Source organism: Aeromonas sp. ASNIH2, from assembly GCF_002934795.1.
In the GTDB taxonomy this organism is placed as follows: domain Bacteria; phylum Pseudomonadota; class Gammaproteobacteria; order Enterobacterales; family Aeromonadaceae; genus Aeromonas; species Aeromonas caviae.
Window position 1 is genome coordinate 3,467,343 of record NZ_CP026406.1, and the last position, 12,503, is coordinate 3,479,845.

The 12,503-nt window shown below is 63.2% G+C and carries 10 protein-coding genes and 1 pseudogene; 7 read left to right on the top strand and 4 right to left on the bottom strand.

The features are described 5' to 3' along the window. Positions 1-57 precede the first annotated feature (57 nt). Both C3F36_RS16610 and mscM read right to left on the bottom strand, forming a co-directional pair. Positions 58-735, bottom strand: coding sequence for a glycerophosphodiester phosphodiesterase (locus C3F36_RS16610; RefSeq protein WP_053288722.1), 678 nt, complete (start codon positions 733-735; stop codon positions 58-60). Positions 736-764: 29 nt separating this feature from the next. Further along, positions 765-4,040 (bottom strand): miniconductance mechanosensitive channel MscM, encoded by a 3,276-nt coding sequence (gene mscM / locus C3F36_RS16615; RefSeq protein WP_104455476.1) that lies wholly within the window; start codon positions 4,038-4,040, stop codon positions 765-767. Positions 4,041-4,193: 153 nt separating this feature from the next. On the opposite strand from mscM, the gene C3F36_RS16620 reads away from it, so the two are divergent. After that, positions 4,194-5,528 carry an MATE family efflux transporter gene (locus tag C3F36_RS16620; RefSeq protein WP_104455477.1) on the top strand — a complete coding sequence of 445 codons (1,335 nt, stop codon included), beginning with the start codon at positions 4,194-4,196 and terminating at the stop codon, positions 5,526-5,528. Positions 5,529-5,607: 79 nt separating this feature from the next. Here C3F36_RS16620 and C3F36_RS16625 read toward each other — a convergent pair whose 3' ends face one another. Beyond that, entirely contained in the window at positions 5,608-6,435 is an 828-nt protein-coding gene (locus C3F36_RS16625; protein WP_104455478.1) for a M23 family metallopeptidase, read from the bottom strand. Between the two features lie 137 nt (positions 6,436-6,572). Here C3F36_RS16625 and C3F36_RS16630 point away from each other — a divergent pair, with 137 nt between their 5' ends. Then, entirely contained in the window at positions 6,573-6,893 is a 321-nt protein-coding gene (locus tag C3F36_RS16630) for a hypothetical protein (RefSeq protein WP_223953848.1), read from the top strand. 40 nt (positions 6,894-6,933) lie between these two features. Further along, complete coding sequence (locus tag C3F36_RS16635) at positions 6,934-7,716, top strand: BPSS1780 family membrane protein (protein ID WP_104456076.1); 783 nt, start codon at positions 6,934-6,936, stop codon at positions 7,714-7,716. Between the two features lie 61 nt (positions 7,717-7,777). Here the strand turns inward: C3F36_RS16635 and C3F36_RS16640 are convergent, their stop codons facing one another. Further along, the gene (locus C3F36_RS16640; RefSeq protein WP_104455479.1) at positions 7,778-8,692 is read right to left on the bottom strand and encodes a LysR family transcriptional regulator; all 915 of its coding nucleotides are present in this window, start codon (positions 8,690-8,692) and stop codon (positions 7,778-7,780) included. A 120-nt stretch (positions 8,693-8,812) separates the two neighbouring features. On the opposite strand from C3F36_RS16640, the gene C3F36_RS16645 reads away from it, so the two are divergent. The 4 genes and pseudogenes from C3F36_RS16645 to oxyR all read left to right on the top strand — a co-directional run bounded on the left by C3F36_RS16645 (position 8,813) and on the right by oxyR (position 12,474). Beyond that, positions 8,813-9,670, top strand: coding sequence for a Vmh family MBL fold metallo-hydrolase (locus C3F36_RS16645; RefSeq protein WP_104455480.1), 858 nt, complete (start codon positions 8,813-8,815; stop codon positions 9,668-9,670). Between the two features lie 157 nt (positions 9,671-9,827). Continuing rightward, the gene (locus tag C3F36_RS16650) at positions 9,828-10,745 is read left to right on the top strand and encodes an IS5 family transposase (RefSeq protein ID WP_104454370.1); all 918 of its coding nucleotides are present in this window, start codon (positions 9,828-9,830) and stop codon (positions 10,743-10,745) included. A gap of 59 nt (positions 10,746-10,804) precedes the next feature. Then, a pseudogene (locus tag C3F36_RS16655) lies at positions 10,805-11,448 on the top strand (DsbA family protein). Positions 11,449-11,577: 129 nt separating this feature from the next. Further along, entirely contained in the window at positions 11,578-12,474 is an 897-nt protein-coding gene (gene oxyR, locus C3F36_RS16660; protein WP_010673817.1) for a DNA-binding transcriptional regulator OxyR, read from the top strand. Positions 12,475-12,503 lie beyond the last annotated feature (29 nt).

The following is a 12,503-nucleotide window of genomic DNA, read 5'->3' on the forward strand; positions in this document are numbered from 1 at the left end:
CACCGCATTTTTTCAATTCTTTTCACCTCCTTGTGGCCTGCCAGGGCGTGCCGATACTCAGCTGAATCGATCTGGCCGGTTGGTGAAGATGCCATCGACACCCATGCTGGCGAGGGCGATCCCATCACTCACCTCGTCGACCGTGTAGACCAGGATCTTGAGCCCCCGGCGATGGGCATCCGCCACCAGGGTCTCGTCGACGAAATCCACGTCGCAGTTCAGTGACCAGGCCCCCAGCGTCTCGGCGAAGGCGGCGCCGTCGAGGGGCAGGCTGGCCGTGAGGGCGCCGATCCTGATTTCCGGTCGCAGTCCCTTGAAGCGTAACAGCTCGGGATGATGAAAGGAGGAAACGATCCAGTGCGCCTGGGTAAAGCCAAGCTCGGCCTCGGCCCGCCTGGTCAGGGCGGCCACCGGCTCGGCGGTGTGGGCGCCCTTGAGCTCGATGTGCAGTTCGCAGCGCCCCGCCACCAGTGCCATCACTTGCCACAGGGTCGGGATCCGCTCCCCGTCCCCCGCATCCAGGCTCGCCAGGTACTCCCGGGATTGCCCGGTCAGCACACCCTGGCCGTTGGTGCAGCGCTCGAGCCGCCGGTCGTGGAAGACCCAGAGCTCTCCGTCGGCCCACTGCACGTCCAGCTCGATGGCTTTGGCACCCAGATCCAGCGCCAGGCTCATCGCCTTGAGGGTATTCTCCGGGGCCAGGCCGCTGGCACCGCGATGGGCAATGATCTGCATGATGGCTCCTGTTGTCGTCTTTGGGGGCTTCATCCCCGGCTCATCCGGATGTCGATCTGCTGATGTGGCAGATGCATGCCGACCTGGCCGAGTTTCTCCAGGATCAGGGAATGTACCTCATGTGTAATGGGCATCCGGTGATCCATGTTGTTGACGTAGAGCCGGATCTCGTAGATGAGGGCAGAGTCGGTGAACTCGATGAGGAACACCTCCGGGGCGGGCGTATCCAGCACCAGGGTGGACTCGCGCACGCTCTGCTCCAGCAGTTGCTGTACCTGCTTGGGATTCTGGGTCAGGCCGATGCGAATGCGCAAGCGGACCCGGGTGATGGCATCGGACAGGGACCAGTTGATGAACTGCTCGGTGATGAAGGCCTTGTTGGGGACGATGATCTCCTTCCTGTCCCAGTCCACTATGGTGGTGGCGCGGGTCTTGATCTTGGTGACGGTGCCGGTGAGATCCCTGATGGTGACGGTGTCACCCAGGCGGATCGGTTTTTCGAACAGGATGATGAGGCCGGAGACGAAGTTGGCGAAGATCTCCTGCAACCCGAAGCCCAGCCCCACGGAGAGTGCTGCCACCAGCCACTGGGTCTTGGACCAGTCGATGCCGAGCATGGAGAAGCCGGTGAGGGCGCCAATCAGCAGTACCAGGTACTTGCTCACCGTGGTGAGGGCGAAGCCGGTGCCTGGGGAGAGGCTCAGGTGCTGGAGCAGGGTGAGCTCCATCAACCCTGGCAGGTTGCGGGCGGTGACCACCGTCAGGATGAAGGCGAAGACGGTCAGCATCAGATCCTGCAGGGTGATGGCGGAGAGCTGCTCGATGCCGGCCACCTTGCTGCTCACCTGCCACACCTCGATGCTGCTGAGGAAGCTGAATGCCGAGTTGAGATCCGACCATTGCACCACCACCAGCATGGTGAAGCCCAGCATCAGCAGGGTGCGCACCAGGCCGAGGGACTGGGCGCTGATGGTATCCAGATCCAGCTCGGGCTCCTCCACCACATCGGGGATCTCGGAGCTGAGATCGTCCTCTTCCCGCTCCCGCTGCGCCAGGATCTCGGCCCGCTTCTGCTTGGCGCGATCGAAGGCGAGTCGGCGGCGCTGGATCAGCATCCAGCGGTGGGCCAGATAGTAGACGAGCAGGCAGCCGAGCCCCGCCAGCAGGCTCAGCTCCAGCTGGCGCAGCAGGGTGCGGGAGGTGTAGAAGTAGCCGAACAGGGCGCCCAGCACCGCCAGCAGCGGGGCCAGCATCAGGCTGTTCCAGATGAAGTGGTGCAGCAGATGGGGCTTGGTCATGTCTGCCTGACCCCAGGTGAGGGGCAGTTTTTCCCGGTTGAGGCGGGCAAAGAAGAGCAGCAGCCAGAGGGCCCCGATGATGAAGGCGAGGCGTCCCAGGGAGTCGTAGAAGGCGTGCTCCTGATAGCTGCTCGCCATGCCCTGCACGAAGAAGCTCGGGATCAGCACCAGCAGCAGGGTACGAAACTGTCCCCACACTCGCTGCACCCGCTCCTTCTGCCAGCGGAAGTGGAGGATGAGGATCCCCTTCTCCAGGGTGAGGTGGCGCGCCACCAGCAGGGCCAGCAGCAGGAACCAGATTTCACCCAGGCCCCGGGCCACCGCCACCGCGAAGGGATATTGCCAGGCGCCGTCCAGCAGGCCGTGCACCATGAGCACCATGGCGGGCAGCGGCAGGGCGGCGAGCACGGAGCGCACCAGCAACCGGCTGGTGAGGCTGAACTTGTCCTGGGTTACCTTGCCGATGCGCGGGGCAATGTAGTGGCTGTATTGAAGGAGGTGGCGGGCCAGTTTCAACCAGCACCAGGCCAGCCCCAGCAGCCCGAGGCCAGCCAGGGTCAGGCTCAGGGGGTTGTTCTCGGCGATGGCCCTGGGCAGTTGCAGCCAGTTGGCCGGGTTGAAGGCAAGGCCGAGGGCGGCCGGGACGCCGAGCAGCACCGCCGGGCTCAGGGGGCGCACGTCCGGCATCCAGAACAGATGGCTGGCGCTGAGTTCGCGGATCTCGTCGATCTTGCTGTTCTGGCGGCTGTAGAGCAGCTTGAGGCGGGTCTGCTCCTGAATGAGGGTGTCGGAGGCATCGTTGAGCCGGGTCAGCAGTTGTCGCCTCGCCTTGAGCAGGTTATCCAGCACGGCGCGCTGGGCCCTGTCCAGGGTGATGTCGTCTCCACTGAGCAGGCTGTTGCGCAGTTGCACCGGATCCTTCAGGGCATCCTGCTCGGTCTCGTACTGGTATTTGGCCATGCGCGCCTTGACGATGGCGGACTCCAGCCGCTCCAGCGGGAAGTAGGCGGGCAGATCGGCCAGCTTGCTGCGCAGGTTCTCGCCGTAGGCGTTGCTTATCTGCAACCACTCCAGCTGTTCGCGCACCGAATTGACCAGCTCGTTGAGCCCGGAGAGGGAGGTGTCCACCCCCCGTTGCTCGTCCTGCACCCGTTCAATCTGGTCCTCGAGAGCCCCCAGTTGGAGGGAGAGGGCCTGGTTTTGCTGCTGTTGCTCCTGCAAGAGGGGGAGGTCAGAGGTGAGCTGGCGGCGCAGGCGTTCGCTCTCGGCCAGGGCCTGCTCGGTCTTGTCCCGGCGCAGCTGGTTCTGCTGGGCAAGCAGACTGGTCTGCCACTCATCCTCGTCGGTGATGGCGAGGTTGAGCTCCTGCAGCTTGAGCTTGCCCAGATCGTTGCGCTGCTGGGCGGAGAGCTGCTCCAGCTCCAGCATCTGGATCCGGTCAGAGAGGCTCTGCTCCTTGAGGCGGGTGGCCAGTTGCTGGGCCTCCTGCAACCTGTCCGACTCGTTGCTGAAGCTCAGGCGATCGAGCAGGGAGCGGGTCTGGAGCAACTGCTTGCGCAACTCGTCGACCCGCAGGTGATATTCCTGGCCCGTGCTCTCAAGCTGGTTGAGGCTGTCGGTCACCGCCTGACGCTCCTTGCGCAGGTTGAGCTGGCGGTTGCTGCTCAGGCTGATGGCCTGGCGCAGGGCATCCTCCTTGAGGGAGGAGAGGGGCGGGCGGGACTGGGGCTGATAGTTGTGCAGCCCCTCCTTGAGACGGGCGGACTCCTTGGGGTAGTCGATGAGGATCTGCTGGTAGGCCTTGCCCTGTTCCCGGTAGCGCTGGGCATCCCGGGCATATTGCAGCGCCTGCTGGTAGCTCTCCCGCAGTTGCTGGTTTTCCGGGGTATCCGTCTTGGGAATGCTTTGCAGCAGCTCCTCTACCTGAGTGATGGCATCATCAGCCTGGACAGCGGAGAAGGGGAACAGGCTGAGACAGAGCATCAGACAGAGCAGGCGTTGCAACATGGCGCACGTTTCCGTTCAGGAGAAGTCGCCCTAGCCTAAAGCAGGGGCCGGGGCGGGTAAAGCCCTCAAGATGAATGATCCACGGCACAAATAACGGGTGATCCGGGTCTTGTTTGGCTATTATTCTGGCCGTTCCCCTTCATTGAGCAATTTATGTCCTCCGTCGATCTGGGCACGGCCCCCCTTTCCCGCCTCTTCTTGCGTTACGTCACCCCCACGGTGGCCGCCATGCTGGTCACCGGCATCTATGTCACCATAGACGGCATCTTCGTCGGCCATATCCTGGGCCAGGACGGGCTGGCCGGCATGATGCTGGCGTACCCCATCTGCGCCGTGCTCTACGCGGTGGGGGCCCTGATCGGCATGGGATCCTCGTCGCTGGCCTCCTTCTATCTGGGCAAGGGGGAGCAGGCCAGGGCGCGCCACATCGTCGGCAATGCCCTGGTGATGGTGCTCATCGCCTCCGCGCTGCTCGCCTTCATTGGCATTCGTTACGGCAAGGCCATGCTTGTCTGGATGGGGGCGCAGGGGGTCATCTTCGACGCAGGCTTCGCCTATCTGCAGTGGTACGCCTGGCTCGGGGTGTTCGCGGTGCTCTCCATGGCCTTTACCGCCCTGCTGCGCAACGACGGGCGACCTGGCCTCACCACCTGGATCCTGGTGGGGGGCGGCGTGCTCAACGTGCTGCTCGACTACCTGCTGATGGCGGTGATCCCCTGGGGGCTGGCGGGGGCCGCCATCGCGACCATGCTCTCCCAGGCGGTCACCGGGGGCCTGTGCCTGTGGCACTTCTTCACCCCCCGTAGCCAGTTGCGCATTCGCTGGGATACCCTGGTGCCCGACTGGCGGCTGATGGGGGAGACATTGCGACTCGGGGTGTCGAGTTTTCTGATGTACCTCTACCTCTCGGTGGTGCTGGCGCTGCACAACAAGGCGCTGCTCTCGGTGGGCACTTCGCTGCACGTGGCCGCCTATGGGGTCATCAGCTACAGCGAGGCCTTCTTCTATCTCATCTTCGAGGGGATCGCCATGGGCATCCAGCCTATCGCCAGCTTCAATGCCGGGGCGGGCAACTGGTCGCGAGTGCTGCGGGTACGCAACCTGGCATTGGGAGTGACCATGGCGGTGGCACTGTGCGGGATGATCCCGCTGTATCTGTGGCCGGAGGCAGTGGTTTATCTGTTTGCGGGGGACAATGCTGCCCTGTTGCCGGTAGCCAGCCTCGGTATCTGGCTCTACTTCTGGGGGCTGCCCATGGAAGGCTTGCTGCTGGTGGGGGCCACCTATTTCCAGGCCATCAACCGGGCCCGCATCGCTTCCCTGCTCACCGGCGGCAAGTTGGTGCTGATCGGCGGTTTCCTGTGGGGCTTCTCCTCCCTGTGGGGAGTGGCCGGTGTCTGGCTGGCGCTGCCTACTTGCAGCACTCTGCTGGTCCTGGTGATGTGGCGGGCGATGAACAGGGAGGGGCGCCAGCACAGCGCTGCCTGAGATGTGGTCATGCGTCCATGAAAAAGGCAGCCTCGGCTGCCTTTTTCATTCCCTGCCTGTGGGCGGCAGGTCGCCGGCCTCAGGGCTTGAAGGCGCCGATAAAGATGGCGGGGTCGACGCGGGCGTCGTTGAGGCTGACGTTCCAGTGCATGTGGGGACCGGTGGCGCGGCCGGTGGCGCCGACCCGGCCGACGATGCCGCCGCGGGGCAGGCTCTGGCCCAGTTTCACGTCCACCTTCGACATGTGACAGAACATGCTGATGAGGCCCTGGCCGTGGTCGACGAACACCGTATTGCCGTTGAAGAAGTAGTTGCCGATGAGGATGACCTTGCCAGCGGCTGGTGCCTTGATGGGAGTGCCGGCTCCGACCGCGAAGTCGAGTCCGGAGTGGGGGTTGCGCTCCTCGCCGTTGAAGAAGCGGCGCAGCCCGAAGGGACTGGAGAGCGGGCTCTGGACCGGCTTGTCAAACAGCAGGTTGCTCGGCTGAGCCGGGCTGAAGGTCTGGTAGGCGCGGGTCTGTTCGGCAAGCTCCCGGTTGATGCGGGTCATGTCTTCGGCCAGCGGATTGACCTGGCGGCTGTTCTTGAGCTTGATGTGCTGCTCACGGTAGTGCTTGGTGCCGACTGTGAAACTCAAGGTGCGGCCATCGCTGGTGGTTACCTGATGGGGGCCGGGCGCGCTCTTGAGCGGGATGCCGACGATGGCGATCCACGTCTTCCCTTCTTCCTGTACCACCAGCACAGGCTTGTCCTGATAGCGCACTGCGGGTGCCTTGGCCCCGCTTCCCAGTGGTACCACGGCCACGCCCCCCGGCACCGGGTGGTTGAGCAGGCGGCTGATAAACCCCGGTTCGGCGTGAAGCGCAGGGCTGCCGAGCAGCAGGAGAAGAAAGAAGAGGCGGCGCATGATGGCTCCATCGGATCAGGGGGAAAGCAAGAGGGGGGAGATGATGCCACATTCTGGCGGTGCTGTCCGTCAACCGTGGGCGATAAACTCGTCGGCTGCGGCCCAGAAAGACGCAACGGACACGCCATTGCAGCGAGGTGAATGCTCTGGTTGCGGGTGCCAGCCTTCCCTTCGACCTTGCCAGCCTGAGCAGGGGGCCGCTGCGCTACCGCATCTTGGGGGTGCTCGCGAGCGACAACCGCTTCATTACCACCAGCCTGGCCGGTGTCGGGGTGGGCATGGTCGAGCAGGGGGCCCTGACCCCTATTCCATTCGATACCGCCATCGCGGTACCCTACTCGGCGGCGACCCAGGCCACCGACTACAAGGTGAGGCTCTACCCGACCCGGCTGCCGGGCCAGGTAGTACGCACCGGCCCCTACACCGGCACCATCATGGTCACGGTGAGCGTGCCCTGAGGAGACGCCGCTTCGCCCCTATTTTTCGACGAGGTCAATGATGAACAGTGTCAGGGCCCTGCGCCACGAACCCAAACGCCATGGCATAGGACAGGGCTGGATCTGGATCCGCACCGGATTCGACATCTTCAACAAGGGGATGGGTGCCAGCGTGGCCATGATAGTGCTCTGGTTTGTGGTGGGCATCGTGCTGGATCAACTGCCGGCGGGGGGCTTGATCTCCCAGTTGCTCTACATGGTGTGGGGGGCTGGCTGGGTGGCGGTGGCGCGGCGAGGTCACCAAGGCGAGGCGCTGCAATTTGGCGACTTCTTTGCCGGTTTCCGCCATCGGTTGACCCCCTTGATGCTGGGGGGCCTGATGGTGCTCGGCCTCATCATGGGGATCCTGATGATCTGCGTATTCCTGCTGCACCAGTGGGGACTCACCAGCCTGTTGTCCGCGGATCCGGGCTCCCTGGCGCTGACCCCGGAGCAGGCACAGGGCTTCCTCGTCTGCGCCCTGGTGGGATTGGCACTGTTCGTTCCCGTGCTGATGGCCATCACCTTCGCCCCCGCCCTTATCCTCTTCCATCAGGTCGGGGTCTGGCAGGCAGCCAGGCTCAGCTTCAAGGGATGTCTGCGCAACATATGGCCCTTCCTCTGGTGGGGGCTGCTCGGGGCCGTGCTGATCTTCTTTGGCGCACTCCTGATGCTGGTGGGCTTGCTGGTGGTGCTGCCTGCCATCAACTACTCCATCTATGCCGCCTATCACGACATCTATCTGGAGGATCAGGAGGCCGAGGAGGGAGAGACCCCGGTCAAGGCATTCGGTTTCGAAGCCTGACCGGGCACAGGATGGAGCAAAGAGGGGCCGCGAGGCCCCTTTTTTGTGCGGCTAGCAGGGATCAGAGAGAGGGAGGGGCTTCCTGCCACAGGGGATCGTCCGCCATCCGCTCCACGAGAAAGTCGAGGAAGCTGCGCAGCAGGGGGGACATCTGTTTGCGGGTGCCATAAACGGCATAGACGCCGAGGAGCTTGGGCTGCCAGGGGGTGAGCAGGGGGACCAGGGCGCCGCTTGCCAGATGGGGGTGAACCGAGTAGGCGGGTTGCAGGCTGATCCCCGCCCCGTCCAGGGTGGCGGCCAGCAGCAGGTTGGAGATGTTGGCGCTGAGGTTGCCGCTCACCGGGACGGATTCGGGACCATCGGGCCCCAGAAACTCCCACAGGCTCTTGCCGAAATAGGTGTAGGTGAGGCAGTTGTGCAGTGCCAGATCCTGCACCTGCTGCGGCGGAGCATGGCGGGCCAGGTAGGCGGGGCTGGCGCACACCACCGAGTGGCAGGTGCCGAGCCTGCGGGCCACCAGGTTGGGATCGAGGTCGTTGGTGATGCGCAGGGCGAGATCGATTCGCTCCTCCACCAGATTGACCGTCCGGTCCAGCAGCAGGATGTCGATCGCCGTGCCGGGGTAACGGGCCAGGTAGTCGTTCGCCGCCCCGACCAGCAGGGCTTCGGAGAGAGAGTAGCTGCAGGTGATGCGCAGTTGCCCCTTGGGGGCCTCGTCATGGCGGATGGCCAGGTGTTCCATCTCTTCCCCCAGGGCCAGCATGGCTCTGGCCCGGTTCAGCGCCTCTTCTCCCGGCCCGGTCAGGCTCAGCCGGCGGGTGGTGCGGTGCAGCAATCTGGCCCCCATCCAGCGTTCCAGCTCGGCCAGGTAGCGCGACACCATGGCGCGGGACATCTCCAGTTTCTCTCCGGCGCCGCTCAGGCTGCCCTGTTCCACCACGCAGACGAAGACCCGCAATGCGGTCAGCCTATCCATCTTGTGCCCCAATATGCTCGATTTATGCAACAGTGATGCGCCTATTATGCGGTATTTGTATCGATGGTGATGCAATAAACTGCGCTCATTCCATTAATCCACACCGATGAGCGTTATCTGATGAACAACACACTGCGTACCCTGACCCTGACCAGCCTCCTGATGACGGGCTCCGCCCTGGCGGCCCCCCTGACCGTGACCGTCTACAACCCCGGCGAGAAGGCGATCTTCCCGGTCTCCTCCTCACTGGTAACCGGTGACAAAGAGGCCATCCTGATCGATGCCCAGTTCGACGTGCAACATGGTCAGGCGCTGGTGGACATGATCAAGAAGAGCGGCAAGAAGCTTACCACTGTCTATATCAGTGCCGGTGACCCCGACTTCTACTTCGGTCTGGAACCCGTCATGGCGGCGTTCCCGGATGTCAAGGTGCTGGCCGACCAGCATGTGGTCGACCATATCAAGCAGACCAAGGATGCCAAGTTGAGCTACTGGGGCCCGATCCTGGGCAAGGATGCACCCAAGAGCCTGACCGTGCCGCAAGTGCTGACGGCCAGCCACCTGACGCTGGATGGCGAGAAGATTGACATCAAAGAGATGAACACCCCGAATGCCTACCTCTGGGCCCCTTCCATCAAGACGGCCTTTGGTGGTGTGCCGGTCTACAGCGGCGTGCATGTCTGGATGGCGGACAGCCAGTCCAAGGCCGCTCGCAGCCACTGGGTCAAGGCGCTGAACAACCTGCTGGCGCTGAAACCTGAACGTGTGGTGCCGGGTCACTTCCTGGGAACTGCGCCCAAGGGTACCGAAGCCGTGACCTTCACCCGTGACTACGTGCAGCGTTTTGAGCAGGAGCTGGCCAAGACCAAGCACTCCGGCCAGCTGATTGAAGCGCTGAAGAAGGCTTACCCCTCCCTGCCGGTCGACGATGGCCTGGCCATCGGTGCCAAGGTCAATACCGGCGAGATGAAGTGGTAACTCCCTGACGCCTACTTCCCTGTGTTTTTTTACCGGGCCCGAGGGCCCGGTTTTTATCCAGCCTTGAAGCGAGAATGATGGGCCTTGCTGCTCAAATCGGGGAACTATCTGTCATCTCGGTGATCTGATCCTGTAGCGCAGTCTCCGAGAGCATCAGATGGGCAAGTCCAAGCACAAGATCAGCAACTGGCAGCAGTACAACCAAGCCTTGGTGCAACGCGGTTCGTTGACCATCTGGATGGACGAACAAGCCATTAAGCAGTGGCATTGCCTGGTCCACCATGGCCGCCGAGGGAGAGGTTTCCACTACAGTGACACCGCCATTGAGACGGCCCTGATGCTAAAAGGCTTGTTCAAGTTGCCGCTGCGGGCGCTAGAAGGCTTCATTAACTCGTTGTTCCAACTGATGGCGGTGCCTTTGCAGTCGCCGGACTATAGCTGTATCAGCAAGCGCGCCAAGACCGTCGACATCAAGTACCGCGTCCCCAGCCAAGGCCCGGTGGCTCACTTGGTCATTGATGCCACCGGCCTCAAGGTCTATGGCGAAGGCGAATGGAAAATTCGCAAACACGGCAAGGAGAAGCGACGAGTGTGGCGCAAGCTCCACTTGGCGGTGGATGCCACAACCCATGCGGTCATCGCTGCCGAAGTCAGCCTGGAGACGGTGGCGGATAACGAGGTGTTACCGACGTTGCTCAACCCCTTACGACGCAAGATAAAACAGGTCAGCGCCGATGGTGCGTATGACACCAAGGCCTGTCATGCGCTACTGAAGAAGAAGGGGGCGAAAGCCACCATACCGCCGAGAAAAAATGCGGCACCGTGGGAGGAAGGCCATCCCCGCAACGAGGCGGTGACGGCGCTCAAGGCCGGTGAACTGAAGCAATGGAAGAAAGACTCCGGCTATCACCAGCGCTCGATAGCCGAGACCGCCATGTACCGGTTCAAGCAACTCATCGGGCCAACGCTGAGCCTGCGGAACTACAACGCCCAGGTGGGCGAAATCCTGGCTGGCGTGAAGGTGATGAACAAGCTGATAGGGCTTGGTATGCCTGTTCGCCAGCCAGTGAATTGAGTGGTATCAACGGGTTGGGGAACGGCCATCCAGCGACGGATTTGATCAACAACGCCAGAATGATGATGAACGAAGCGCAAACAACCCTCCATTATGTCTATGACCCCCTCTGTGGCTGGTGCTATGGCGCCGCCCCCTGCTGAAAGCCGCTGCCGAGATCCCGGGCCTTCGCATCGAACTGCATGGGGGGGGCCTCTGGATGGGCGCCAGGCGCCAGGCCATGGGCCAGCCCCTGCGGGACTATGTGCGCCCCCATGACGAGCGCATCCACGCCCTCACCGGACAGCGCTTTGGTGAGCGCTACTTCAACGAGCTCCTGCTCAACGAGTCGCTGCTCCTTGACTCCGAGCCGCCCATTCGCGCCGTTCTGGCGGTGAGCGAGCTTGGCGGCGACGGCCTTGCCTTGTTGCACCGCATCCAGGAGACCCACTACCGGGATGGGGAATGGGTCGGTTCCCCGACACGGCTGGCGGCGCTCGCGCGGGAGCAGGGGCTGACACCGGAGGCATTCGCACTGGCCTTTGGTCGGGTCGATCTTGTGGGCCATCTGGCCACAAGCCAGGCGTGGCTGCGCCGGCTCGGCGGGCAGGGGTTTCCGACCCTGGTATTGATGCAAGGGGAGCGCGTCGCTGCGCTGCCTGTCTCCTCCTATCTGGGAGAGCCATCGGCGTTCGCGGATCACATCGCTTCCCTGATGGGGTGAGTTTCTCGCCCATCGCCTGTGGCTTGTCAAAGGAGAGGGAGAGGGCAGACCCGTCTGCGCGCCTCCCTTGTCCCCCGCACCGTTCTTGTGCATGCTATCGGCCTCATTGAACGGCAGGATGCAGTACCTATGAACCTTCGCGATCTCGAATATCTGGTAGCGCTGGAAGAGGAGAAACACTTTCGCAAGGCAGCGGAGCGCTGCTTTGTCAGCCAGCCGACCCTGAGTGGGCAGCTGCGCAAGCTGGAAGATGAACTGGGGGTGATCCTCATCGAGCGCACCTCCCGCAAGGTGCTGTTCACGCCCGCCGGCGATGCCATGGCCCGTCAGGCGCGCAAGGTGCTCAAAGAGGCGCGAGAGCTCAAGAGCATAGGCCAGCACTTCGCCGAGCCCATGTCCGGCGAGATCCACATCGGTTTCATTCCCACCGTGGGCCCCTACCTGCTGCCCCACATCATCCAGGATCTGCGTGAACACTTCCCCAAGCTGGAGTTCTACCTCTACGAAGATCAGACCCAGGTGCTGCTCAAGCGGCTGGAGGAGGGGGAGCTGGATTGCCTCGTGCTGGCGGAGCTGGAAGGGATGGAGGGGTTTGGCGCCATCCCCCTCTATCAGGAGCCCATGTGGCTGGCCGTCCCCCAGCATCACCCGGAGGCGAGCGCCAAGGCGGTGCCCCTGCACAATCTCAAGGGCAAGAAATTGCTGATGCTGGCCGACGGTCACTGCCTGCGGGATCAGGCGATGGGTTTCTGTTTTGCCGCGGGCATCGGTGAGGATCAGCGCTTCAAGGGCACCAGTCTGGAGACCCTGCGCAACATGGTCGCCGCCGGCAGCGGCATGACGCTGGTGCCCAGGCTCGCCGTGCCCGCCAACCCGGAGGAGGGGGGCGTCAGCTATCGCCCGGTGATCAACCCCGTGCCGGGGCGCACCATCTCCCTGCTCTATCGTCACTACTCGGTGCGCCGTCCCTGCTTCAATGAGCTGGCGGCCCGCATCTCGAGTCTGATGAAAGCCCTGCTGGGCTGACGCAGCCCGCTCGTCATCCCGAAACAAAA